Here is a 25733-nt window from a genome sequence, read left to right as displayed (position 1 = left end):
ACCAACCGAAGAGATCAGGAGCTGACGATGAGCTTCGACCCCACAAACACCCAGAGATATTCAAGCAGGGCCGCCGGCGTGTGCGGCGTGCTCTTCAAGTCTTTGACCCGGTTATGCCCGGTCCTGCTTGCCGTACTCCTGCTTTCGTCCGGCCTGCGGGCCGAAGAGCGGGTCGAGGCGGCGGGCCGCGAGCGCAGCCAGGCCTTTCTCGCCGGCGAGTTCGAGACGATCTGGCGGGACATGACCGCGGAGATGCAGGGCGCGCTCGGAAACGTCGAGGCGCTCGCCGAACTGCGTGAGAGGCTCGCCGCCGGATGGGGCAGCGAGGCCGAGGTCGTGGCGGAAGAGACGAGCCGCAAGGGCGGCTACGGCATCTACCTCAGGACCTCGCGATGGTCGGCGACGGATCAGCCGGTGGAGATGCAATGGGCGTTCGACGACGCCATGGCGATAGCCGGCTTCTTCGTGCGCCAGAAGCCAAGGGCGGCACAGAGCCGGCATCTCGATTATGCGACGAAGGCCAGCCTGAGGCTGCCCTTCGATGGGGAGTGGCATGTCTACTGGGGCGGCCGGACGCTCGAGGAGAACTATCATGCCGTCGATGCGGCGCAGCGCTTCGCCGTGGACCTGCTGATCCGGCGCGACGGCGCCAGCCATGCCGGCGATCCCCACCGGCTGGAAAGCTACTTCTGCTGGGATGCACCGGTGCTTGCGCCGGCGGGGGGCGAGGTCGTCGAGGCGGTGACCGGGCTGCCGGACCAGGCGATCGGCGAGACGGATGCCGAACATCCGGCGGGCAACCATGTGGTGCTCGATCTCGGCGCGGGCGCGTATCTGTTTCTGGCGCATCTGCGGCAGGGCAGCGTGCAGGTTTCGACCGGCGACAGCGTCAAGGCGGGGCAGGAGATCGGCCGCTGCGGCAACAGCGGCAACACCTCCGAGCCGCATCTTCATGTCCACATGCAGACGACGCCCGACCTGGCCGAAGGCGAGGGACTGCCGATGCAGTTCGAGACCTTCCTGGCGGATGGACGGTTGGTAGCGACTGGCGAGCTGCGCAAGGGACAACAGGTTGCCCCGGCAGGGAAGGGAATCGACTGACGAGGCCGGCATCCTGACCGGCGAGCTTCACCGTGGCGCCGATCCGTGCTTTTCTGCGCGCCGCATATCCAGCCGGGAATTCCATGCACAGCGTTATACTGCGGCCTGTAGCCGACACCGAGCGCGAGCGGATCGTCGCGATCTGGCATGCCAGCGCCAGCCTGCCCGATGTCGGGCCGAAGATCATCCCGGGCAAGGCCGAGATGCGGCAGTGGCTCGACGACGGGCTGGCGTCGGGCTGGAAGGTGACGGTCGCGGCAATCGGAGGAGAGCCCGTCGGCTTCGTCGCCGTCCTGCCGGAGACAGCGGTGCTGAAGGAACTGTTTATCGCGCCGGGCCATCTCGGCAAGGGCCTCGGCAAGGTGCTGCTGGCAGAGGCGAAGTCGATGATGCCGGCTGGATTCACGCTGTTCACGACATCGGCCAACAAGCGGGCCCGCCGCTTCTACGAAGTTGAAGGGCTGGTGGCCCTGCGCGAGGTACCGCATCCACGCTCCGGCCATCCGGTGACCTATTACGAATGGCGCGGCAACCCCGCGAGAGGCGCTGTCAGCCAGACAGGATCGGGCGCAGCGCCTCGGTCTCGCCGAGGATGAAGGTGAAGAAGGCCTCGACGCCCGGCGCGTGGCGCTGGTCCGGGTGGGCGAGGATGCGCCAGGGGCGGGTGAGTTCCGGCACCGGGCCGAAGACGCGCACGAGGTCGGGCTCGGCGTCGCCGAGCGCCATCGGCAAGGGCGCCACGCCGACGCCGGCCTTGGCAGCGTAGATCAGCCCGAGCACCGAGGTGTTGCGCGCGGCATAGGTAGCGTCCGGCGCGACTTCGCGCAGCCAGGTGACGGCGCGGTGGCGGGTCATCGTCTCCTCGAAGCCGATCAGCGGATGTCTTGCGAGGTCGGCCGGGGATTCCGGCGCGCCGTGCGCGGCGACATAGTTGCGGCTGGCATAGATCGCCCACAGCGAGTCGGCGATCTTGCGGCCGACCAGCACGTTGTCGTCGGTGTCGCCCGAGCGCAGCGCGACGTCGGCCTCGCCTCTGGCCAGATCGACATATTTGTCGCTCAGCACGAACTCGACCTTGAGGCCGGGATGGGCGGCGTGGAAGCGGTCGAGCAGGCCCGACTGATCGAGGCGGAAGGCGATGGGCTCGGGGCAGGTGACGCGGACCACGCCGCTTGCGCTCCGGCCCTCGTCGCGCACGGCCTGGGCGAAGGTATCGATGGCCTCTGCGACGGCGCGGGCCTTCGGCAGAACGGCCGTGCCGAGATCGGTGAGACGGTAGCCGGAGGGCAGACGCTCGACCAGGCGCTGGCCGAGCCGGGCCTCGAGCTCAGCCAGCCGACGCTGCACCGTGGACTGGTTGACGCCGAGCGCGCGGGCCGCCGCGAGCGTGCTGCCGGCTTCAGCCACGGCGAGCAGGAATCGCAGATCGTTCCAGTCGAACAATTTCGCCTCGCAATCCTGCGGCCCCGTTCTGCAATGATGCGGCTGCACGACGGCAAAAGGAAGTGTCATTCTCTCATCACGCCGCGGGGCGCCCAAGGGGGGTGCCGGCGGTCCACACGCAGCAGTTCCGGCACCGAGCGCGCAACGGGTCCAGCCCGCTGGCGACGGATGACGGCTGGCCGCCAAAGGGAGACACGACATGAACATCGCGGCGACCATGGACAGCCACGGCAAGGACAGCACCCGGCGAAACTGGGACGCGGCGGCGACCGGCTGGGACCGGCACGCGCCCGCAATCCGGGCGTGGCTGCGGCCATCGACCGATGCGATGCTGAACATGGCGGGTGTGGCGCCGGGCCAGACGGTTCTCGACGTGGCCGCCGGGGCCGGTGACCAGACGCTCGACCTCGCCGCCCGCGTCGGGCCGGAGGGGCGCGTGGTGGCGAGCGACATATCGGAGAAGATCCTCGGCCTCGCCGCCGAGAATGCCGCGCGCGCCGGATACCAGACTGTCTGCACCCACCTGGCGGATGCCGAACGGCTCGATCTCGACGCGGACAGCTTCGACGCGGCCGTCTGCCGGCTCGGCCTGATGTTCCTGCCCGATCCCGCGGCGGGACTTGCCCAGATCCGCCACGCGCTGAAGCCGGGGGCGCGCTTCTGCAGCATGGTGTTTGCCGGGCCGGACCAGAATCCCTGCCTGCGCATCCTGATGATGACGGCAATGCGCCATGCCGACCTGCCGCCGCGCGACCCGTTCCAGCCGGGCGGGCTGGTCAGCCTCGGCCGGTCGGGCGCCATCGATACGCTGTTCCAGGAGGCCGGATTTTCGGCGGTGGCGACGACGCGCATGGACGCGCCGTTCCGCATGCCGACGACGCAGCACTATCTCGCCTTCATCAGGGATGCGGCAGGGCCGATCCTGCAGATCCTCGCGCCGCTCTCCGACGCGGCAAGGGCGGCGGCATGGACCGACATGGCCGGACAGCTGGACGCCTTCCAGACAGCGGACGGCTGGGTCGGGCCAAACACGCTGCTGCTGACGGTCGGGCGCAAGTGACCGGGCGGGAGGATGCGATCATGGTCCTGGGCACAACCCATCCGCGCAAGATGGCCGTGCTGGCCGCGGTCACGGTGGCGGCTGCCTGCGCCGCGGCATGGCTGGCTTTCAACCACGCGCAGCTGCCGGCATTCGACGCGGCATGGGTTCACCGGGCGATCGGCGGTCTCGGGATTTTCGGGCCGCTGGCGCTGATCGCACTGATGGTGCTGGCCGTGGTGGTCAGTCCGATCCCGAGCGGGCCGATCGCGGTGGCGGCGGGCATGCTTTATGGGGCGACGGGCGGGGCTGTCGTCAGCATCGTCGGCGCCGAGACCGGTGCCCTGATCGCCTTCAGCATGGCGCGCCATTTCGGCTATGACGCGGTCAGGCGGTCGCAGAACCCGGTGATGAAATTCATCGCCGTGCCGCGCTCGCAGGGCGCGCTGATGGGAATCGTGTTCGCGTCGCGGCTGGTGCCGTTCATTTCCTTCGACGCGATCAGCTATGCGACCGGCCTGACCAACCTGTCGTTTTGCCGCTTCGCGATCGCCACCGCGCTCGGCATCGTGCCGATATGCTGGACGCTCGCCGCGATGGGGGCGGGCATGGCGACCGGCGGCATCGACTGGCTTGTCGTGGTGGTTGCCGGCGGCGCCATCACGCTGGTGCCGGCAATCGTGGCGGCGCTGCGGGTTCGGCGCGGGCGCTAGTTCGAGGCGTCGAGAAAACCGCGGACCATCGCGACGGTGGCGGCCGGGTTTTCCTCCATGATCCAGTGGCCGGAGCCCGGGATGATACCTTCACTGACGTTGCTGGCGGCGAATCGCATGACCGTCGCCATCATCGGCCCGAACGACTTCTCACCACCGATCGCCAGGACCGGCATGGTCAGCTTGCCCTTGCCGGCAAGGAAGGCGAGATTGTCGGCCGCATCCTGATCGAAGGCGGCAAACTGCGCGAAGCCGGCATGCATGGCGCCGGGAAGGGCGTAGAGTTCGGCGTAATGTTCGCGCGAGGCTTCCGTGAATGCGGCGGGGGTAGCGGAAAACTCGTTCCAGAAGCGGTCGAGATAGATGCGCTCGCGCCCCGCAACCAGCCGCTCCATGTCCGCTCCGCCGAAGCGGAAGTGCCACAGCAGCGGGTTCTTCAGGACTTCCTCCCACGGCCCGATGCCGGGCAGCGGCGCGTCGATCAGGACGAAGCGCGTCGTCCGCTCGGGGTGCTGGACCGCGAAGGCGTAGCCGACCATGTTGCCGATATCGTGGGTGACGAAATCCGCGCTGTCGATGTGCAGCGCGTCGAGCACTCCGGCAACGTCGTTGGCTTGAGTCTTCTTGTCGTAGCCGCCCTCGGGCTTCGACGACAGGCCGAGACCGCGCAGGTCGGGCACGACGACGGTGTGGTCGCGGGCGAGTTCCCCGGCCATCGGCGCCCACATGTCGCCGGTCTCGCCGTAGCCGTGAAGCAGGACCACGGCCGGTCCCTGGCCGCCGAAGCGGACGTGGATCGTCGCACCATTGGTCTCGATATCACGCGTCTCGAACGACGCCGGGAAGGGTGGAACTTGGGCTGCCGCCGACAGGGGGATTGCAAGGGCGGCCAGCGCTCCCATCACGAGTTTCAGCATGTTTGCGTCTCCATCAGCCGGGAGACGGCCGACCGGCCATCGTTCCATCCCGCTGGACCCCTGCCAGATAGCATTCGGGCATCGTTCGGATTAGACTGCAAAGTACGGAACCGGATTTCGGAATAGCCGAACGATGATGAAGCTCGAGAGCCTCGCTACATTCGTCATGGCGGCCGAGTCGGGGTCGATCAGCGGCGCGGCAAGGCGACTCGGAATCGCCAAGTCCGTCGCCAGCGAGCGCCTCTCCGAGCTGGAGCGGGAACTCGGTGCCAAGCTGATCCAGCGATCGACACGAAAACTCTCGGTGACCGAGGACGGGCAGGCCTTCCTGCCGCGCGCCAGAACCATCCTGCGCGAGGCGGCCGAGGCGACAGCGGAACTGACGGAGCGGCGCGGCACGCTGGTCGGGCCACTGCGGCTGTCGGCCCCGGTGAGCTTCGGCATGCTTCACCTGGGTCCGGCGCTCAACGCCTTCCTCGGCGAAAACAGGGGCATCGACCTGACGCTGGAACTCGACGACCGTTTCGTCGATGTCGCCTCCGACGGGTTCGACGCGGTGGTGCGGCATGGTCCGGTCAACAACAACCGGCTGGTCGCCAAGCGTCTGGCAAGCAGCCGCCGGCTGCTGGTGGCGTCGCCGGACTATCTGGCGCGGTGCGGGCGCCCGCAAACGCCGGCCGAGATCGCCGCCCATGACGGCATTCTCTATGCCAACCGCGAGGCCGACTGGCGCTTCGGCAGTGCGGCCGGCTGGAGCGTAGTGCGGCCGCGCGCCGTTCTGCGCGTCAACAATGGCGTGGTGATGCGCGATGCGGCGGCGGCCGGGCTCGGCATCGCGCTGCTGCCGACATTCTTCATGCACGAACAGCTTGCCGATGGCAGCTTGGTCCATGTCGATATCGGCACCGAGGCGGAAGGCGCGGAGCTCTTCGTCGCCTATCCGCGCGAACGCAATCCATCGACCAAGGTGCTGGCGCTGGTTGCGAGCCTCAGGCGAAGCTTTGGCGACCCGCCCTACTGGGACCGGGGACCCGGCTGATGGCATCGAGATGCCTCAGTGGTGGCCGGAAAAGCCGGTGGCGGCGTCACGCCGACGGCGGGCCGACTGCCGATCTGCTGGACGGGTACCGGCTCAAGCCTTAGTCTCCATTCCCGAGGAGCTGGCATAGATGGAGCGACGTCTCTCTACGATCGTGGCTGCCGACGTGGTCGGCTATTCCGCCAGGATGGGTCAGGACGAAGCAGACACCATCCGACGCGTGGCCGCGCTGGCGGAGCTTATCGCGGCGAAGGCGGCGGTGCATGGCGGCCGCATCTTCAGTCGCGCCGGCGACGGCTTCCTGTCGGAGTTCGCCAGCCCGGTTTCCGCCGTGCGGGCAGCCTACGAGCTGCAGCAGGAGCTGGCGGCGGCCGACATGGCCGAGACGATCGGCCTGGAGCTCAGGATCGGCATCCACCTGGCGGACGTCGTGGTCAGCGGCGACGACCTGCTCGGCGACGGGGTCAACATCGCCAGCCGCATCGAGACAGAGGCCAGTCCCGGTTCGGTCTTCGTCAGCAGCACGGTGTTCGACCACGTCAAGCACAAGGCGCAGCTCAAGTTCGAGCACAAGGGAAGCCGGCAATTGAAGAACATCGCCGAGCCGGTCAGCGTCTATTGCGTGGTCGGCGAACTTGGCTCGCACAGCTTTGCCACCGCTCTGATGGAGAGCGACCACCTGGCGGCGATCCAGGGACCTCAGCGGCAGCCGAACTCCGTGGTGGTCATCCCGTTCAAGAACATCAACAACGATCCGGAGCAGGAATATTTCGCCGACGGTTTTACGGAAGACCTGATCACCGAACTGTCGCGCTTTCCCGACGTTTTCACGATCTCGCGCAATGCCAGCTTCGGGCTCAAGGGGAAGAGCATCGACGCGCGGGAGGTGGGAAGGACGCTCGGCGTGCAGTTCTGCCTCGAAGGCGGTATCCGCAAGCTCGGAGACCGGGTTCGCATCAACAGCTACCTAGTGGACGCCGCGACAGGCGACCAGATCTGGTCCGAGAAGCACGACTGCACCTATGCCGAACTGTTCGACGTGCAGGACGAACTGATTGCCAAGATCGTGTCTTCGGTGGCCGGGCAGATCGAACGCCGGGCCGAGGCCAGCGCCAGGCGCAAGCGGCCGACCGATCTCGAGGCCTATGACTGCCTGATGCGCGGACTGGAGTTGCATCGCATCGGTGGCGTGACCCGCGAGACTGCGGAGCAGGCGCTGTACTGGTTCGAGCAGGCGCTAGAGAAGGACCGCAACTTCGGCCGGGCACATGCCTGGCGCGCCTGTGCCCTGTCGACGCTCGCCGAATGGACCGGGGAGGACGTCTGGAACGACCTTCTGGAATCCGGCCGGCTTGCCGTCGAGCTCGACGAGACCGACGCTGAATCGCACCGGATTACGGGGTCGCTGGCGCTCTACCAGCGGGATTTCGACCGCGCCCATTATCACTTCAACCGCGCGCTGGAACTCAATCCCAACCACGCATTCATTGTGGGCAGGATGGGCGAGCTCTACAATTTTCTCGGCGATGGCCAGACCGCGCTGACCTACCTGCAGCGGGCGAAAAGGCTCGATCCCTTCCTGCCGGAATATTGCCGCGAGCTCGAGGCTGTCGCGCACTACGTGATCGGCGACCATCAGAACTGCTATCGAGTGGTCGGCGAATTCGCCAGACCGTCGCGGCGTTCCGCCGCCTACCGGGCCGCCGCCGCGGTGCATCTGGACGACACCGACAGGCTGCGCAAGGCAAGGGATGCCCTGTTGACCATCGACCCGGCATTCGATCCGGCCAGGTTCGTGCTGACGGAGTATTTCCGGGACAAGGCGATCAGCGACCAGCTCGAGGGCGACCTGACCAGCGCGGTGGCTTCCGCTGCGCTGAAGCTGGTCGGCTAGAACGCCTCAGCGCCCCTTGGGCCTGGAAGACCGCTATTCCTCGGAACGGCCGGAAGATTCGCGGTCGCGCTCGTAGTGTCGGGCGAGCGGGAAGGGCGGCAGCCAGGCTTCGCGGCGGACGGTCCAGAGTTCGTAGGTCGGCGTGAACTGGTCGGGGGTGTCGAGCGAGCCGAGGTTTACTTCGATCTCGTCGCCGGAGCGTGCGCAAACCGACGAGCCGCAGCGCGGGCAGAAATGCCGTCCCTTATAGTCGCGCGTTTCGCCCTCGATCGTCACCGCGTCCGCGGGGAAGATCGCCGAGGCGTGGAACAGTGCGCCGTGATGCTTGCGGCAGTCGAGACAGTGGCAGAGGCCGACGCGGTAGGGGCGACCGGTCGCAACGAAGCGAACCTCGCCGCACAGGCAGCCGCCGGTGAACCTGTCCATGACGAAATCTCCTTCGAAGGACGTGAGCGGAACCTAGAGCGGACGGGAGGGGCATCGCAATGGCTCGCCGGTCGGCCGGAAGCGTTGCATTCCTACTCGACGAACACCTTGACGCTTGCGGCGCGGCCGGCGGCGTCGATGACGGTGAGGGTGGAGTAGCCGGCGCCGTCGGGCTGCCAGGTGGCGGTACGGCGGCGGGCGAGGTCGACGAGCGGCTTGCCGTTGGCGAGCCAGCGGAACGGCGCGCGGCCACCCTGAAGCTTCAGCACCAGCGGCGAGGCGGCCGCGCCGGCCGCGCCGAGCTCGACATGGGCGCCTTCCGGCGGAAAGACGATTCTGGGCGCCGGCTCGGTGACGTTGAGGGCAAGCAGCGCGTCCTGCGGCGCGGAAAAGCGCTCGAGCGTGACGGGCAGTTCGTCGCGGCCGGGCTTGAAGGCGCCGGCCGGCGGACGCCTGAGCGGCACGGCGGCAAGGCCGGAACGGGCGAAGGCCTCGAAGAGGATGGGGGCGGCGGTGTCGTAGCCCGACAGGCCGGGCACGGCGCCGGAATCGGGGCGGCCGACCCAGACGCCGAGCACATGGCGGCCGTCATAGCCGACCGACCAGGCGTCGCGGTAGCCGTAGGAGGTGCCGGTCTTGTAGGCGATGCCGCGCTGCGACGCGCCGAGCGGCGGCTTGACGCCGGACAGGATGTCGGTGATCTGCCAGGCCGAGGCCGGTTCGAGCACCGTGCCGTTGGCGAGCGGGGCAGGGGTGGCCGCCTCCGAGCCGTCGCGCAGGGTTTTGGCGCGGCCGCCGTTCGACAGGCCGGTATAGAGCTGGACGAGATCGCGCAGAGACACGCCGACGCCGCCGAGGCCGATCGCCAACCCCGGCGCCTCGCCGGCCGGCAGGACCGGGGTGACGCCGGCCTGGCGGAAGCGCGCCGCGAGGCGGGCCGGGCCGACGGCGTCGAGCAGGCGCACCGCCGGCACGTTGAGCGACAGCTGCAGCGCCTGGCGGATCGAGACATCGCCCTGGTAGCCCATGTCGAAATTGCGCGGCCGGTAGCCGGCAAAGTCGCTCGGGCGATCCTCGATGATGGTCTCCTGCGCGACCATGCCTTCCTCAAAGGCGAGGCCGTAGATGAAAGGCTTCAGCGTCGAGCCGGGCGAGCGCAGCACGCGCGTCATGTCGATCCAGCCGGAGCGGGAGGCGTCGAGGAAGCCGGCCGAGCCGACTTCGGCGAGAATCTCGCCGGTCATGGCGTCGGCCATGACCATGGCGACGGAGACGCGGGACCCGAGTTTCTGCGCGGCCTCGGCGGCGACGGCCTCGAGGTTTTCCTGCACGGATTTCACCAGCGTCAGGTGGTGCGCTTCGCGTCCCGGCTGGTTGCGCAGCGCCGAGTCGGCGGCGTGCGCGGCGAGGGCGGGAAGCGGCAGGCGCCGGCCGGGAACCGGCTCGAGGGCGGCGCGGGCTGCCTCGCGTTCGCCGAACAGGCCGGCCTCGACCATGCGGCCAAGCACGCGGTCGCGCGCGGCGAGCGCGCCCTCAGGGTTGCGGTCGGGCCGGCGGCGCTCGGGCAGTTGCGGCAGGGCGACGAGGAGCGCAGCCTCGGAGACGGAGAGGCGCTTCGGCTCCTTGCCGAACCAGGCGAGCGAGGCGGAGCGCAGGCCCTCGAGATTGCCGCCATAGGGCGCCAGCGTCAGGTAGCGCTCCAGGATATCGCGCTTGGAAAGCCGGCGCTCGATCTGGATGGCGCGCAGCAGCTGGCGCAGCTTGCTCGCCAGGCTGCGGCTTTCGCGCGGCTCGATCAGCCGGGCAAGCTGCATCGACAGGGTCGAGCCGCCGGAGACGATGCGTCCATTGCCGGCGAACTGCAGGGCGGCACGTCCGAGCGCCAGGAGGTCGACGCCGCGGTGGTCGAAGAAGCGCTTGTCCTCGTAGGCGATCAGCATGTCGACGAAGCGCGGGTCGACCTGGTCGAGCGTGGTGGCGAGGCGCCAGCGGCCGTCCGGGTTGGCGAAGGCGCGCAGCAGCGCGCCGTCGCGGTCGGCGACCTCTGACGACAGGGCGCCGGCATCGGGCAGCGGCGGCGGGTAGGCGCGGTCGAGCGATTCCAGCGCCGCCCAGGAGGCGCCCAGGAGGGCGACTGCCGAGACGGCGGCGATGGAAAGGCTGCGCAGGAGGCGGGTTTTCGCCATCGTCTTTGCCCGCGCCTTACGGCGCCTTGACCTCCATCATGCCGGTCGAGGTGCGCGCCGAATATTGCGGCCGGTACATGTCCTCGACGCTTGCCGCCGGGTGGGTGAAGACGCCGGGCGTCACGGCGCGCACGACATAGGCGAGCGTGATCGCCCGGTCGCCGCCGGCCGTGCGGTCGAAGGCCGCGACGAAACGGTCGTCGCGGAATTCGAGATGCGCCGCCTCGGTGCGCGCCAGCCAGTCGAAATTGGCAAGGTCGGCACTCGAGACGAGGCGCGGGTTGTCGATCTCGAAACCGGCCGGAAGGAGGTCGTTGACCAGCACGCGCTGCGCCCAGTCATTGTCCTCGGTGACCTTCAGCACGACGACGAGGCGCTCGTTCTGCGCGACCTCGGTGACGTTGGCCTCGCTGCCGTCGAGCCGGTAGTAGGTGCGCTCGATGCCGAAGCCGTTGCCGCCGGCAGGCAGCGGCTGCAGCGGTGCGGCGACCGTGGTAACCACCGCCTGGATCGGCCGGCTGCCGGTGTTGGCGACGACGATCGGCTGGTCGAGCAGCTGCTCGCCGGTGACGGTCTTCGAGAAGGCGCCGGTATAGGGCTCACCGTCCACCTCCAGCGACAGCGCCGCGTTGCCGGCCTGCAGCGCGCGTGCCGCAAGCAGCATCCAGGCCTCGTCCTGCGTGCTGGTCCACTGGGTGGCGTCGCGCTCGGCGGTGACGAAGCCGATCAGCTCGGGCACCACGGCCGAGACCGGCCGGCTTTCGGCGGCGAGCGCCAGCATGGCCGCGCCGTCGCGCAGCTTCGAGCCGTAATCGGCGCGGCTCCAGTCGTGCTCGCCGGTCGAGCGGGCAAGCTGGCTGGCAGCGCCGAAGGTCGCCTCGGAGCGCTGCACGTCGCCGTAGAGCGCCAGGCTGGCGGCGAGCTGTGCCACCGCCATCGGGCTGGAGAAGGCCTCGAGCTGGGTGTCGGAATAGTAGCGCAGGTCGCCGACGGAGGCCTTCTTGTTGCGGGCCAGCACATAGAGCGCATAGGCGATCTCGGTGCCGCGGTCCTCGAGGTCGATGTCGTAGGCGAGCGCGTTCTGCAGATTGCCCAGCGCCTGCGCCATGGCCTGCGCGGGCACGTCAAAACCCTTTTCGCGGGCGCGCGTCAGGAAGTCGCTGACATAGGCGTCGAGCCAGAGGTCGCCGTAGCCGGGGCCCCAGAGGCCGAAGCTGCCCGACGAGGACTGGTAGTTGACGACGCGGTAGATGGCGTCCTGGACTCGGGTCCGGATCTCCGGATCGTCGTCCATGCCGGCGCCGGCCGCCAGTTCGCTGACATAGAGCAGCGGCATCGCCCGGCTGGTGGTCTGCTCGGCGCAGCCATAGGGGTAGCGGTCGAGCGTCATCAGCAGCGAGGGCACGTCGAGCGCGGCCGACTGCGAGACGCCGACGCTGACGCTGGCGCCCTCGATCATGCTGGCGGCAAGCAGTTCGCGATCGACGCGCAGGCTGCGGCCGTCCGGGCCGAGATCGACGACCATGCGGGTGGTGACCGGCATGGCAGCCGGGCGGACCGGGATCGACAGCGCCTGCTCGACGGTCGTGCCGTCGGCATGGGCAAGCCGGATGGTAATGCCGGCAGTGCCGACGGTCTGCGCGATCAGCGGCACGGTGAGCGTCTGGCGCCTGCCGCCGGTGAGGGTGAGCTTGTCGGGCAGCGGTGCGCTGCCGGTCGACAGGTCGCCGGTGGTCTCGATCTCCAGCGCATAGTCGCCGTCGGGACCGTCGGTGTTGGCGACGTCGAGGCGCATGACGGCGCCATCGCCGGGCGCCATGAAGCGCGGCAGGCCGGCGGTAACGACGACCGGATCGCGCACGACGACATCCTGAACCGCATGGCCGACGGCCTTGCGGGTCCAGGCGACCGTCATGATGCGGACGGTGCCGTTGAACTGCGGGATGTCGAAACCGATGGTCGCCTTGCCGTCGGCATCGAGCCGGACGGGACCGGAGAAGAAGGCGACCAGCTCTTCGGTCGGCGGGCTGCCTTCGGCGGCAAGCGCCGAACCGTCGCCGCCGGTGCGCAGACGCCCGGTGACGCCAAGCGAGCCGTCGATCAGGCGGCCGTAAAGGTCGCGCAGCTCGATGCCGAGCATGCGCTGGCCGAAGAACCAGGCTTCCGGATCGGGTGGCGCGTAGCGGGTGAGGTTGAGGATGCCGAGATCGACGGCGGCGACCATGACGTAGGCCTCGTCGCCCATCTCGGCTCCGGTGACGGAGACCGGCACGGCAAGCGTCGAGCGCGGCATGGACTTTTCGGGCGCCTCGGTCGCGACGGCGAGCTTCTTCGCACCCGGATCGACCTTCAGCCATTTGACGCCGATGGCGCGCGAGGGCATGCGCGATTCCTGCGCCTCGCCCGGCCGGTAGAGCGTGGCGGTGACATAGGCGCCGGCGCCCCAGTCGGGGCCGACCGGAATGTCGATGGTGGCGCCGTCGGCCGGCACGCTGGCCGAAACGGTGGCGAGCAGCCTGTCGGCGCCGACGGTGACGAGCAGCTCGCCGGCAAAGCGCGGCGAAATTTTCAGCTTCGCAACTTCGCCCGGCGCATAGGTCGCCTTGTCGAGGCCGATTTCCAGGCCGTCCGGCGTCTCGGTCGAGGTGGCGGTGACGAACCAGCCGGCATCGAACTCGTAGCTGGTGACGGGGCCGGCGGGGTCGGCGGTCTCGATCTCCAGGCGGTAGCGGCCCCAGTCGACCGGCTGCGACAGCGACACGGTGCCGTCGGCCGCGATGTCGAGCGTGCCGTTGGCGACGGCCCTGGTGAAGGTGACCGGCTCGTAGTTCCAGTAATTGCCGGAGCGGTACCACTGGTAGTTGCGCTCGACCTTGACCAGCGACCATTGCGCGCCGGCCAGCGCGACGCGCTCGCCATCCGGGTTGGTGGCGATGACGCTGAACTTCGCCGTGCCGCCCTGCGGCACTTCATTGCCGGAGAAATCGGGGCGGATGCCGATCATGTCGGACGGCGGACGGATGCCGATGTCGAGATCGCGCTCGACGGCGCGGCCGCCGGCCTCGCGCATGCGCACGGTGACGGCGGCATTGACGAGGCGGGTGGTCGAGGGAAGCTGGGTGACGGTGACCGGGAAAGTCGCCTTGCCGTCCTCGCCGATGGCGGGAAGGGCGGGCAGCGGGAGACGGGTGGCGTCGCCCTCCTGCTCGTCGGCGAGGCCGAAGACATAGCCGTCGAAGGCCTCCCATTCGCGCACGGTGGACAGCGTGACCTCGCCCTCGAGCGCAAGGCCGACGGCCGGCGCGCCATAGAGGAAGCGTCCGTCGACGGTGACCTCGGCGGTCTCGCCGAGCGCGATCTCGTCGCGGTCGCTGGTCATGTCGAACTCGATGCGGTCGGGCACGAAGTCCTCGACCAGGAAGACCTGGCTGGCGACGGCCGGCTGCTTCGGATCGGTGTGGATGGCGACCGACCAGGTGCCGCGCATGGCGGCACTCGACAGCGGCAGGTCGACGGCATGGCCGCCGGCGGCGGCGCCGTCGGAGACGATGCGGCGATCCTCGACGCCGTCGGGGCGCGAGAAGATGAAGGTGAGCGGCAGGTTCTCGACGGCACTTGCGGTGCCGTCGCGGGCAAGGGCTGCGACATGCACCTCCTCGCCGGCGCGGTAGATGCCGCGCTCAGTCCAGGCATAGACGTCGAGCGCGCCGGGCGCGGCGCGGCCGGCGACGCCGCGGTCGGACAGGTCGAAGCCCGCCCGGGTCATGTCGAGGAAGACGAAATCCTGGTCGCCGTCGGAGGCCATCAACACGGCCGGAACCATGCCGCCTTCGCCGCGCGACAGGCCGGGATTGAAGCTGGCGCGGCCCTCTCCGTCGGTCTTCGCCGTGCCGAGGATCTCGTTGTTCCTGGCCAGCAGCGTCAGGTCGACGCCGGCGACCGGCAGGGCCGTGGAGAGCGAGCGGGCAAATACGGTGAGCCCGTCCTGGCCGGTGTAGGTGGACAGGCCGATGTCGGAGACGACGAACCATTGCGTGGCGCGCGACTGCCAGGTCTCGCTGCGGTCGTCCTTCGGCGTCGCGGTCATGACGTAGACGCCGGGCTTGCGGTCGGGCAGCGCCTCGTCGACCGGGAAGCTGGTGGTGACTTCCTTGTTGAGCTCGTTGGCGACGACGAGCTCGCCCTGCCAGACGGGCTCGCCCATCTGGTCGCCGATCGAGCTCATGTCGTAGCCGTCGATCTGGCGCAGGAACTGGTAGCCGGAGATGAGCTGGGCGAGCGCGCGGTCGCCGATGCGGAAGAGCTTGATGTCGGCGACGTCCATGTTGACGGTGACGACCGGGATGCCGCGCCGCGCCGTCGAGGGAAGGACGAAGGAATCGCCGGTGAAGCGGGCCGAGGGGGCACGGTCCTTGACGTAGACCGATAGCATGACGGGCGATTCAAGCACTTCGCCGATCGCCGCCGGCAGGCCTGCGCGGAAGGCGACGCGGTACTGCTGGCCGTGCGCGAGACCGCCGACGCAGATCTGGCGGCCGTCGGCCTCGACGCTCTTCGGCGCCGCCTCGTCGACGGTGACGAAGGGCGCGTAGTCGACGCCGACCTTGACGAGATCCTCGGAGAACTGGGCGCAGATGCGCGGCGAGGCGGCATCGGCCTCTACGGTGTGTTCGATGACGCGGAAGCCCTTGCGCGCCTTGAGGTCCTCGTATTCGGCGCGGACCAGGGCGGAATTGACCAGTGCAAGGCTTGCCTCATAGGCCTGCAGCGCCGGGCGGAATAGGTCGCGATTGTCGAGGCCGACGGCAAGTGCTGCAAGGATGCCGGCGCGGACGGGCGCGGTGCGCGAGACGAGATAGGCGTTCCAGGCGGCCGCGGTGACCTCGGACTTCAGGCTCGCGGTTTCCTGGTAGTTGATGCCGCGCACGGCCTGGATGGCGCGGGTGAGGTCGAGCCAGAGGCCGGCATCGTCGGGAAGGATGCGCACCGCGGCGGTGAATTTCTGCACGGCGGTGCGCGGGTCGCCGGTGAGCATGGCGTTGTGGCCGGCCTCGGTGAGCGCGGCCATGCCTTCCTCGTCCGACGGCTGGTCGGCGAGGATGCGCTTGCGCATGGCCTGTGCCTCCGGAACCATCCAGTCGGGGAACCAGGCAACGGCGGGCGGCGCGCCGAGGTCAGGATCGCCGGCGAGCGGGACGACCTTGCCGGCGACGGCGCCGGCGAAGGGCTTCAGCGTCGCGAAGTCGGACTTCAGGAAGCACCATTTGGCCTTGGTGTTGTAGGTGAAGGCGCGGCACTGGCTGTCGCCGAGGCAGGAGGTCTTGCACTGATCGAGCGTGACGTTCTGCTCGGACCTGAGGTCGAAACCGAAATAATCGCCGTCGGGCGTGGTGACGACCTGGCGCGCCTCGAGGGCCAGAGCCGGCGCCATGAAAACGAAGAAGAGGAACCCAAGAACCGAAAGCCCGTTGACCACCCGCATGTCATTTTCCTCCACCGGGGCGAACGTCGAAACATGCGAGGCGGCACAGGCATCGCCCAAGCCTGTCACACCGCCCGTTTGCGGGCCAAGCCCCGCCAAGGTCTTTGCTTGCGCATGCCGCCCGGCATGCTATGTCGCAAAATACCCGTCTTTCCGAAACATAACTCATGAACGCCGGGGGACGGGACTACCTTACGTAACTTCTGACACATCGATTGTGGCCCCTTTACGAGCACTTCAGGACTTCATTCCAATTTTAGTTTTGGGACCTAACATCGGATCGATGCAGACACGGAAGCCACGCAAGGGCGGGAGGATCGTGGCGGGACGCACAGCGCGTTTCCTGCTGGCGGCCATGCTATGCCAGCCGGCCAGCCTGATCTCCGTGTCTTCCGCCACTGCCTTCGAGATATTCGGATTCAAGCTGTTCGGCTCGTCTGACGACGAGAACGAGGACGTCGTCGATCCGCTGAACTACACGGTGACGCTGACGGTCGAGGGCGGCGACGAGGACCTGACGGAAGCGCTGAACAATGCGTCGTCGCTGGTGCAGGACGTGGAGCGGCCGGTGTCGGGCTCGCTGGGCGTGCTGGCCAAGGCGCGCTCGGACCGCGAACGGCTGGTTGCGGCGCTCTATTCGCGGGCGCGCTATGACGGCGTCGTCGACATCACGATCGCCGGGCGGCAGCTCGACGACCTGCCGCCGGACGCCGAATTCGGCGACGGGCCGGTGCCGGTGACGGTGACGATCGACCCGGGCGCGGTTTTCACGCTCGGCACGGTGACACTGCGCGGCGACGCGGCCGACCTCGATCCGGCCGAGTTCGGCCTGGTGCCCGGCGGCGACGCCAGTTCCGACGCGGTGCTGAAGGCCGAGGCCGAGGTCGTGCGCCGGTTGCAGGCGGAAGGCCGGCCACTGGCCGAGGTGACCGGCAGCGACATCGTGGCCGACCACGCGACGACGACGCTCAACGTAACGCTCGACGTCGAGGCGGGGCCCGTGGCGGGCTACGGCGCGACCGAGGTCAGCGGCACCGACACGATGGACCCGGGCTTCACCGGCTATGTCGCCGGGCTGCGGCCGGGCAAGACCTATTCGCCGCAGGACATGGAGGACGCGCGAAACCGCCTGCTGGCGCTTGGCGTGTTCTCGAGCGTCACGGTCAGGCATGGCGACGCGCTCGACGCCAATGGCGATATACCGATCGTCGTCGAGGTCAGCGAGCGCAAGCTGCGCTACTACGGCGTCGGGGCCACGGTCTCAAGCACCGAAGGCCTTGGCCTCGAGGGCTACTGGGGCCACCGCAACCTGTTCGGCCACGCCGAGACCTTGCGCGTCGAAGGCTCGGTCGGCCGCATCAGCGACACCACCGAGGTCGACCAGCTCAACTACAATGCCGCCATCCTGTTCGAGAAGCCGGGCGTCATCGGCCCTGACTCGAAGTTCTTCGCCAGCGTGCGCACGGTTTTCGAGCATCCCGACGCCTATGACCGCTTCTCGACCGAGGCGAGAGCCGGCCTGTCCTACCAGTTCACGCGCGAGCAGAGCGCCTCGGCCGAAGTGTCGATCGACTACGAGGAAATCGAGGATTTCTACAATCCCGACGGCAGGGAACACCTGCTGCTCAGCACGCCGCTGCAATATGTCTATGACAGCCGCGACGACAAGCTCGACCCGAAGAAGGGCTTTCGCGCGCTGGCCTTCGCCGAGCCGACGCACGATCTCAAGACCGGGGCGACCTTCATCAAGGTTAGGGGCGAACTGTCGGCCTACCAGGCGCTCGACCAGGCGGGCCAGTTCGTGCTGGCCGGACGCGTCGCGGCGGGCTCGATCTTCGGCGCCGACATCGAGGACGTGCCGGCCGACCGGCGCTTCTACGCCGGCGGCGGCGGCTCGGTGCGCGGCTATCCCTACCAGGGCATCGGACCGAAGGCGCCGGACGGCGAGCCGTCGGGCGGGCTTTCGGTGGCCGAGGGCTCGGTGGAACTGCGCATCAAGGTGCGCGAGAACATCGCCATCGTGCCGTTCATCGATGGCGGCTCGGTGTCGGTCAACGAGAGCCCGGACTTCTCCAAATTCGCCTTCGGCGCCGGCATCGGCCTGCGCTACCTGACGCCGTTCGGCCCGTTGCGGCTAGACGTCGCCGTGCCGCTCGACCGGCAGGAAGGCGATCCGAGCTTCGCCATCTATGCAGGCGTCGGGCAGGCGTTCTGACGATGCGCTACCTGAAGCACTTCCTGAGACTGCTGCGCTACGCCATCCTGGCGGTGCTGGCGCTCGCCTTCGGCGCCATCATCGTGCTGACGATGACCGAGCGCGGCCGCGACAACCTTGCCGGGCTGATCTCCGACTTCATCTCGACGCCCGAGCAGTCGGTCAGGCTGCGCGGGATCGACGGCATCTGGACGGGCGAGCTGACGCTGGACAGCCTGGCGATCGGCGACAAGGAGGGCACCTGGCTCGTCGGACGCGGCGTCGCCGTCCACTGGTCGCCGCTGGCGCTGTTTTCGATGACCTTCCGCGCCGAGCGGATCTTCGCCGAGCGGATCGAGGTCGCGCGGCTGCCGAAGGGCGCGGAGAAGAAGGCCGATGACGCAGCCTTCTCGCTGCCGGTCTCGCTGTCGCTGAAACAGATCGATCTGCCCGACATCGCCATCGGACCGGAACTCGCCGGCGGCGTTGCCGCGGTTGCGGCCAAGGGATCGCTCAGGGCCGACGCCTCGCCGCTCGAGATCGAGGCCGAGCTGAACGTCGCGCGCAGCGACGGCGGCGCCGGCAGCATCGACGCGTCGGTGCACTTCGTGCCCGACGAGAACCGCATCGACATCGACGTCAACGGCTCGGAACCGCAGGGCGGCATCATCGCCAACCTGCTGCAACTGCCTGACGCGCCGCCTGTCGAAATCCACATCTCGGGCGAGGGCCCCCTGGCCAACTGGCAAGGCAGCGGCACCTTCGCGGTCGACGGCACGGTGATAACGCGCGTCGAGGGACGCCACCAGCTGACCGACAAGGGCAGCGCCATCGAGGCCAAGGGCGACGGCGAGTTCCAGCGTTTCGTGCCGGAGAAGCTTCGGCCGCTGCTGTCTGGCAAGACGGTGTTCGACATTGCCGGCACGGCGACAAAGGCCGGCGGCGTCATCGTCGAGCGGGCGACGGTGGAGAGCAATGCGCTGCGCGGTTCGGCAAGCGGCTCGATCGACCCGGAAGGCGCCAGCGACTTTGCGCTGGAGGCGGCAGCGACCGGCGACGGCGTGCTCCTGTCCTTCGGCAGCGAGGAAAGCCCGATCGACATGGTGGTGAAGTCGGCGACCGTGCGGGCGCTTGGCGCCGGCAACGAGCCGAACCTCGATATCAGCGCGGTGATGGGCAGGGTCTCGACCAATTCGGCAGCGATCGACAATCTCAGCGTGACGCTGCATTCGGACGCCTTCAACATTGCCGCCCGTACCGGTCCGGTGACAGGCCAGGCGACGGCCGCCGCGCTGACCATCGACAACCCGACGATCGCACCGCTGGTGGCCGGCAAGATCAGCGCCGGTTTCGCCGGTACGCTGAAGACGGACGCGCTGACTGTGACGGAAGGCTCGCTCAGCAGCGACGCACTGAACGGCGCCTTCGACGGCGAGGTATCGCTCGCCAACGGCGCGATCCGGCTCGACATCGAGGCCGACGTGGCGTCGGCGGCGCTGCCCGCCGCGGTGCGACCGGCGCTCGCCGAGCGCGTCGAACTCTCGGCGCGGTTCCTGCGCGACACCGAGGGTCATGTCTCGGCCGACCCGTTCTCGCTGACCTCGGGCGCGCTGGCGGCCAAGGGCACCATCCGCTCGGCCGACGAGAAGATCGACGCCACGATCAACGGGACGCTGACCGACATCGGGCTGGTGGCGAAGGAGGCAAGCGGCGCGGTCGAGATCGCGCTGAAGGCCGAGGGCGCGCTCAGCAAGCCGGATGTCTCGGTGACGGTGACGAGCGACAGCATCATGGCGGCCGGGCGCGAGATCGCCGGGCTGCGGCTCGAGGCCTCGGGCCGCGCCGACATAGACAACCCGGCGGCCGCCGTGTCGCTCAGCGGCACCGTGGGCGGCGAAAAGCTCGCCGGCAAGGCGTCGCTGTCAACGGCGGGCGCGCGGCGCGAGGTCAAGGACCTGTCGCTGTCGCTTGGCGACAACAGGATCGCCGGCGACCTTGTGCTGGACGAGAATTTCATGCCGCTCGGCACGGTCGACTTCCAGCTGCCGGACATCAGTTCGCTGGCGGCGCTGGCCGCGCAGACGGCCAAGGGCGACCTCAACGGAACGCTGACTTTCTCCGAAGAGGGCGGAAAGCCGCAGCTCGCCGTCGAGGCGCAGACGCAGGCACTGTCGCGCGGCGACATCACGGCGAGCAATGTCGACATCAGCGCCGTGGTCGCCGACTACATCGCGCAGCCGGCTGTGACCGGCACGGTGCGCGCCGGCACGGTGACATCGGGTACGACCGTGGTGAAGGATGTCGACGTCAAGCTCAGCCAGGATGGCGGCTGGACCGGTTTCGACGGCGGCGCGACGGTGTCGGATATTCCGGCGCGGGCGGCCGGCCGGGTGCGGCTCGCCGACGGGCGGACGACGATCGAGCTCGACTCCGGCCGTGCGACGGTGCGCGGCGTCGAGGCGGAGCTGGCGCGGCCGACGACGGTGGAGATCGCCGACGGGACGACGACGCTCGACAGGCTGGCGCTCGACCTCGGAGGCGGCAGCGCGACCGTGTCGGGCACGGCGGGCAGCACGCTCGACCTCAATGCGACGGTGTCGGGCGTTCCCGCTTCGATCGCCAATTCATTTGCGCCGGGGCTTTCGGCGGCCGGCACGGTGTCGGGCACCGCCAAGGTGACAGGCAAGCCCGCCGACCCGTCGGTCGGTTTTTCCATCGACTGGAAGGGCGCCCAGACGGCGCAGACGCGCGAAGCCGGCTTCGGCGCGATGAGCCTGACCACCAGCGGCGACTTCGCCGGTGGCAGGGTGAATTTTGACGCGACGATCGGCGAGGGCTCGGGCCTCACGCTGAAGGGCGGCGGCTCGGTCGACACGCGGGCGCGCTCTCTGGCGCTCGATTTCGCGGGCGGCGTGCCCTTCGCCTTCCTGTCGGAACGGCTGGCGGCGCAGGGCCTGTCGCTGACGGGTGCCGCCGACGTGAACCTGTCGGTGAGCGGCGGGATGAGCGCGCCGGTCATCAGCGGCACGGTGACAACGTCGGGCACGCGCATGGTGGCGGCGCGCATGGGCATCGCCATCAACGACATCAGCGCCGACGTGGCGCTCGCCAACGGCGTCGCGACGGTGCGCTCGCTGAACGGCACGCTGTCGACCGGCGGCTCGATCTCGGCCTCGGGCACGGTCGGCATCGATACGGCGCAGGGCCTGCCTGCCAACCTGGCCGTGAAGATCCGCGACGGGCGCTATACCGACGGCCGCGTCGTCACGGCGACGATGTCGGGCGACCTGACGGTGACGGGCCAGCTGTCGGCCTCGCCGACGCTGGCAGGCACGGTCGACCTTGGCCGCACGGTGATCACGGTGCCGGAAAAACTGCCCGGATCGCTGGCAGCGCTTGACGTCCAGCACAAGAACGCGACGGCCGCCGTGCAGGCACAGGACAGGGCGCTGTCGCCGGCCGAACCGGCGACGGGCAACAGGAGCGACCTCCTGCTCGACGTCACCGTCAACGCCAACAACCAGATCTTCGTGCAGGGCCGCGGCCTTGACGCCGAACTCGGCGGCAGGCTGAAGCTGACCGGATCGGCGAGCGCGCCGCAGGCGGTCGGCCGGTTCACGATGACGCGCGGGCGGCTGTCCATCCTCGGCAAGCGGCTGGTCTTCTCGCGCGGCACCATCACCTTCTCGGGATCGCTGGTGCCCTATCTCGACCTGGCCGCCGATTCGACCTCCGGGGACACGACGGTGACCGTGACGGTATCAGGCCCGGCCAACGACCCGCGCTTCAGCTTCACGTCGAACCCGGCGCTGCCGGAAGAAGAGGTGCTGGCGCAGCTGATCTTCGGCAGCTCGATGTCGAACCTTTCGCCGCTGCAGATCGTGCAGCTCGCCGATGCGGCAGCACAGCTCGCCGGCGGCGGCGGCACCAGCACGCTGCTCGAATCGCTGCGCTCGACGATCGGCGTGGACGACCTCGACGTGCGCACGACCGAGGACGGATCGACCGCCGTGACGGCCGGAAAGTATCTTAACGACCGCACCTACCTGTCGATCGAGAAGGGCGACAAGGCGGGCTCGGGCAAGGCTACGATCGACCTCCGCGTCGGGCGCGGCGTGAAGCTGCGCGGCCAGGCTACAGACGGCGGCGAGGCCAAGGCCGGCATTTTCTACGAGCGCGAATACTGAGCATCGGCGCGGCTCCGGCGGGGGCGGCGGCAGGGCCGGGCGCCAGAAAGCCGCCCGCCGCCCTAGCCAGCCGAGCAGGCGGCTGCTAGTGTAGCTTAGTGACTTGGCGCTGTCCGGAAGGACGCAATTGTCTCAACACAATCGGCTGACACGATTCTCTCCGGAATCTCCGGTCGGGTACCAATTTTGCGCCAAGATTGTCGCATTCGCGCACACTGCACTCCGGTCAAAGTTGCACATTTCAAGCCGAATTCGCATTCGGCGAGCTTTGACATCGATCACCGGATGCTGAATTGTAATGGGCAGAAAGCCTAACAACGGGAGAACTATATGACGTTCTATAAGAGTAATGGGGATCGCGTTCCGGATCACATCGTGAAGATGGCCGAAGACGCAAAGGCTGGCGGCATGGACCGCCGCGAATTTCTTGCCATGGCGAGCGTTTTCGGCGCTTCGACCGCAATGGCCTACGGCCTGCTCGGACTCGCCGCGCCGACCGAGGCGCTGGCCCAGGAAGAGCCCAAGAAGGGCGGCGTCCTCAAGGTCGCCATGGTGGTCAAGGATCCCAAGGATCCGCGTACGGCCGACTGGTCCGAAATCGCCAATGCGCAGCGCCAGACGCTGGAGCCGCTGGTCAAGTACACCCGCGACTTCACCTTCAAGCCCTATCTCATCGAGAGCTGGGACGTGAATGACGACGCCACCGAATACGTGCTGCATGTCCGCCCGGGCGTGACCTGGACGAATGGCGACACCTTCAACGCGGATGACGTGGTGTTCAACTTCACGCGCTGGGCCGACAAGAGCGCCGAGGGCAACTCGATGCCGGGCCGTCTCGGCACGATTGTCGACGAAGCCTCGGGCAAGCTGCGCGAGGGCGCGGTGACGAAGGTCGACGACATGACGGTCAAGCTCAGCCTGACCAAGTCCGACATCGCGCTCATCCCGAGCCTGTGCGACTACCCCGCACTGATCGTCCATCGTTCGTTCGATGAGACGGGCGCAGACTTCGTCAAGAACCCGATCGGCACCGGTCCGTTCGAGCTGGTTTCTTACGACGTCGGCCAGAAGGTGGTCTACAAGCGTCGCGAAGACGGCAAGTGGTGGGACGGCGAGGTCTATCTCGACGGCGTCGAGTTCATCGACTACGGCACCGATCCGTCGGCCATGGTCTCGGCCTACGAATCCGGCGAGGTCCACACCAACCACGAGACGACCGCCGACTACGTGTCGATCCTCGAGGGCGTCGGCGCCGATACGTCGGAAGTCGTCACTGCCTCGACCATCGTGGCGCGCACCAACGTCAACAACAAGCCGTATGACGACCAGAAGGTGCGCAACGCGCTGCAGCTCGCGGTCGACAATGCGACGGTGCTGGCGCTCGGCTACGGCAATGCCGGCGAGCCGGCGGAAAACCATCACGTCTGCCCGATTCATCCGGAATATGCCGAGCTTCCCAAGGTCGCGCGCGACCTCGAGAAGGCCAAGGCCCTGATGACCGAAGCCGGCCAGATGGACTATGAGCACGAACTGATCACGGTCGACGAGGACTGGCACAAGAACACCGGCGACACCATCGCCGCGCAGCTTCGCGAAGCCGGCTTCAACGTCAAGCGTACCGTGCTGCCGGGTTCGACCTTCTGGAACGACTGGACCAAGTACCCGTACTCGATGACCAACTGGAACATGCGCCCGCTGGGCGTCCAGGTGCTGGCCATCGCGTACCGCACGGGCGAGGCCTGGAACGAGGCGGGCTATTCCAATCCCGAGCTCGACGAGAAGATCGGCCAGGCGCTTTCGATCGCCGACGCCGAGAAGCGCAAGGTGCTGATGGCCGACATCGAGAAGATCATGCAGGACTCGGGCATCATCATCCAGCCGTACTGGCGCAAGCTTTACAACAGCTCGGTGCCGGAGGTGAAAAACCACGGCATGCACCCGACCTTCGAACATGACTTCGGCAAGGTCTGGCTGAACGCTTGATCCTGACGCGAGACGGGAGGGGCCCAACGGCCCCTCCCGTTGCTCCGGAGTAGTTACCCCAACCCGAACGGCAGGGGGGCCGATCGCATGCTTTCATTCGTAGCTCGACGCATGGGCACCATGATCCTGACCATGCTGTGCCTGACCATGGTTGTCTTCTTCATGGTCAACCTCGAGCCGAACCTTCGGAAGCTGTCGATAAGCCAGCTCGACATGCGCTCGTCGGACGAGCACATCGAAAGCTGGCTGGTCAAGAACGGCTACCGGCAGAACTTCTTCGTGCGCTACGGGCAATGGCTCGGCGTGTGGCCCAAATACCCCAAGATCGATGCCGAAACGGGCGAGGCCACCTCGCGCTTCAGCTTCTGCGACGAGCCGGCCGAGACGCGCTTTTCGGGCGTCATCCAGGGCGATTTCGGCTGTTCCACCAAATTCAAGACCACGGTCGCGGCGAAGCTGTTCCCGGCGCTTGGCGCCACCGGCATCCTGATGTTCTGGGTGATGGTGACGATGGTGCCCATCGCCCTGTTGATAGGGATACTGGCCGGCATGCGGGAGGGCACCCGCACGGACCGAACGCTGTCGGTTGCGGCGATCGCCACGACGGCGACGCCGGAATATGTCTCCGGCGTCATCTTCACCGTCATCTTCGCCTCGTGGCTCGGCTGGCTGAACGGCTCGGCCGCCAGCGCCACCGGCAAGGGCATCACCTTCTACAATTTCACGCTGCCGGTCATGACGATGGCGATCTACGGCATCGGCTACATCGCGCGCATGACGCGGGCCTCGATGGTCGAGGTGATGACGCAGCAATATATCCGCACGGCGCGGCTGAAGGGGCTCAGCTTCTCGAGCGTCGTCATCAAGCACGCGCTGCGCAACGCGCTGATCGCGCCCTTCACCGTCATCATGCTGCAGTTTCCGTGGCTGCTGACCGGCGTCGTCATCGTCGAGGTGATGTTCCGCTACCAGGGCTTCGGCTTCACGCTGGTTGAGGCGGCCGGCAACAACGACATCGACCTTTTGCTCGGCTGTTCGCTGGTGTCGGTGTTCATCGTGCTCCTGACGCAGCTGATCTCTGATGTCGGCTACGCCTATCTCAACCCACGCATCAGAGTTCAGTAGGGGG

At 68.0% G+C, this 25733-nt stretch carries 15 protein-coding genes; 10 read left to right on the top strand and 5 right to left on the bottom strand.

Annotation, left to right across the window (positions count from 1 at the left end; translation table 11 throughout):
- The first annotated feature begins 27 nt into the window (after nt 1–27).
- Nucleotides 28–1101: a M23 family metallopeptidase gene (locus tag ACT2BZ_RS23520; RefSeq protein ID WP_457938246.1), complete on the top strand. Its 1074-nt coding sequence runs from the start codon at nt 28–30 to the stop codon at nt 1099–1101.
- Between the two features lie 83 nt (nt 1102–1184).
- Complete coding sequence (locus ACT2BZ_RS23515; RefSeq protein WP_457938244.1) at nt 1185–1697, top strand: N-acetyltransferase family protein; 513 nt, start codon at nt 1185–1187, stop codon at nt 1695–1697.
- On the opposite strand, the gene ACT2BZ_RS23510 is transcribed toward ACT2BZ_RS23515, so the two are convergent.
- Nucleotides 1651–2613, bottom strand: coding sequence for a LysR family transcriptional regulator (locus ACT2BZ_RS23510; protein WP_457938242.1), 963 nt, complete (start codon nt 2611–2613; stop codon nt 1651–1653). The two genes, ACT2BZ_RS23515 and ACT2BZ_RS23510, sit on opposite strands and share 47 nt — an antisense overlap.
- A gap of 130 nt (nt 2614–2743) precedes the next feature.
- On the opposite strand from ACT2BZ_RS23510, the gene ACT2BZ_RS23505 reads away from it, so the two are divergent.
- Both ACT2BZ_RS23505 and ACT2BZ_RS23500 read left to right on the top strand, forming a co-directional pair.
- Complete coding sequence (locus ACT2BZ_RS23505; protein WP_457938240.1) at nt 2744–3604, top strand: class I SAM-dependent methyltransferase; 861 nt, start codon at nt 2744–2746, stop codon at nt 3602–3604.
- Nucleotides 3605–3624: 20 nt separating this feature from the next.
- Complete coding sequence (locus ACT2BZ_RS23500) at nt 3625–4296, top strand: TVP38/TMEM64 family protein (RefSeq protein WP_457938238.1); 672 nt, start codon at nt 3625–3627, stop codon at nt 4294–4296.
- Here the strand turns inward: ACT2BZ_RS23500 and ACT2BZ_RS23495 are convergent.
- Nucleotides 4293–5213, bottom strand: a complete 921-nt coding sequence (locus ACT2BZ_RS23495) for an alpha/beta fold hydrolase (RefSeq protein WP_457938236.1) — start codon at nt 5211–5213, stop codon at nt 4293–4295. The two genes, ACT2BZ_RS23500 and ACT2BZ_RS23495, sit on opposite strands and share 4 nt — an antisense overlap.
- 133 nt (nt 5214–5346) lie before the next feature.
- On the opposite strand from ACT2BZ_RS23495, the gene ACT2BZ_RS23490 reads away from it, so the two are divergent.
- Both ACT2BZ_RS23490 and ACT2BZ_RS23485 read left to right on the top strand, forming a co-directional pair.
- On the top strand, nt 5347–6252 hold the full coding sequence (locus tag ACT2BZ_RS23490; RefSeq protein WP_457938235.1) for a LysR family transcriptional regulator: 906 nt from the start codon (nt 5347–5349) through the stop codon (nt 6250–6252).
- Between the two features lie 130 nt (nt 6253–6382).
- On the top strand, nt 6383–8146 hold the full coding sequence (locus ACT2BZ_RS23485; RefSeq protein ID WP_457938234.1) for an adenylate/guanylate cyclase domain-containing protein: 1764 nt from the start codon (nt 6383–6385) through the stop codon (nt 8144–8146).
- Between the two features lie 33 nt (nt 8147–8179).
- Here ACT2BZ_RS23485 and ACT2BZ_RS23480 read toward each other — a convergent pair whose 3' ends face one another.
- The 3 genes from ACT2BZ_RS23480 to ACT2BZ_RS23470 form a co-directional block, all read right to left on the bottom strand.
- Complete coding sequence (locus tag ACT2BZ_RS23480) at nt 8180–8572, bottom strand: GFA family protein (protein ID WP_457938233.1); 393 nt, start codon at nt 8570–8572, stop codon at nt 8180–8182.
- A gap of 92 nt (nt 8573–8664) precedes the next feature.
- Nucleotides 8665–10758 carry a penicillin-binding protein 1C gene (pbpC, locus tag ACT2BZ_RS23475; protein WP_457938232.1) on the bottom strand — a complete coding sequence of 698 codons (2094 nt, stop codon included), beginning with the start codon at nt 10756–10758 and terminating at the stop codon, nt 8665–8667.
- 16 nt (nt 10759–10774) lie between these two features.
- Nucleotides 10775–16240 (bottom strand): alpha-2-macroglobulin family protein, encoded by a 5466-nt coding sequence (locus ACT2BZ_RS23470; RefSeq protein ID WP_457938230.1) that lies wholly within the window; start codon nt 16238–16240, stop codon nt 10775–10777.
- A 319-nt stretch (nt 16241–16559) separates the two neighbouring features.
- On the opposite strand from ACT2BZ_RS23470, the gene ACT2BZ_RS23465 reads away from it, so the two are divergent.
- The 4 genes from ACT2BZ_RS23465 to ACT2BZ_RS23450 all read left to right on the top strand — a co-directional run bounded on the left by ACT2BZ_RS23465 (nt 16560) and on the right by ACT2BZ_RS23450 (nt 25729).
- Nucleotides 16560–18455, top strand: coding sequence for an autotransporter assembly complex protein TamA (locus tag ACT2BZ_RS23465; protein WP_457938228.1), 1896 nt, complete (start codon nt 16560–16562; stop codon nt 18453–18455).
- 2 nt (nt 18456–18457) lie between these two features.
- Nucleotides 18458–22621 carry a translocation/assembly module TamB domain-containing protein gene (locus ACT2BZ_RS23460; protein WP_457938226.1) on the top strand — a complete coding sequence of 1388 codons (4164 nt, stop codon included), beginning with the start codon at nt 18458–18460 and terminating at the stop codon, nt 22619–22621.
- Nucleotides 22622–22951: 330 nt separating this feature from the next.
- Nucleotides 22952–24604 (top strand): ABC transporter substrate-binding protein, encoded by a 1653-nt coding sequence (locus ACT2BZ_RS23455; RefSeq protein ID WP_457938224.1) that lies wholly within the window; start codon nt 22952–22954, stop codon nt 24602–24604.
- Between the two features lie 87 nt (nt 24605–24691).
- Nucleotides 24692–25729, top strand: coding sequence for an ABC transporter permease (locus ACT2BZ_RS23450; RefSeq protein ID WP_457938223.1), 1038 nt, complete (start codon nt 24692–24694; stop codon nt 25727–25729).
- Nucleotides 25730–25733: the final 4 nt, after the last annotated feature.

It is taken from the genome of Mesorhizobium sp. 10J20-29 (assembly GCF_054130485.1).
Note: the sequence above shows the minus strand (reverse complement) of the source record. Positions and strands in the feature narration are given on the sequence as shown.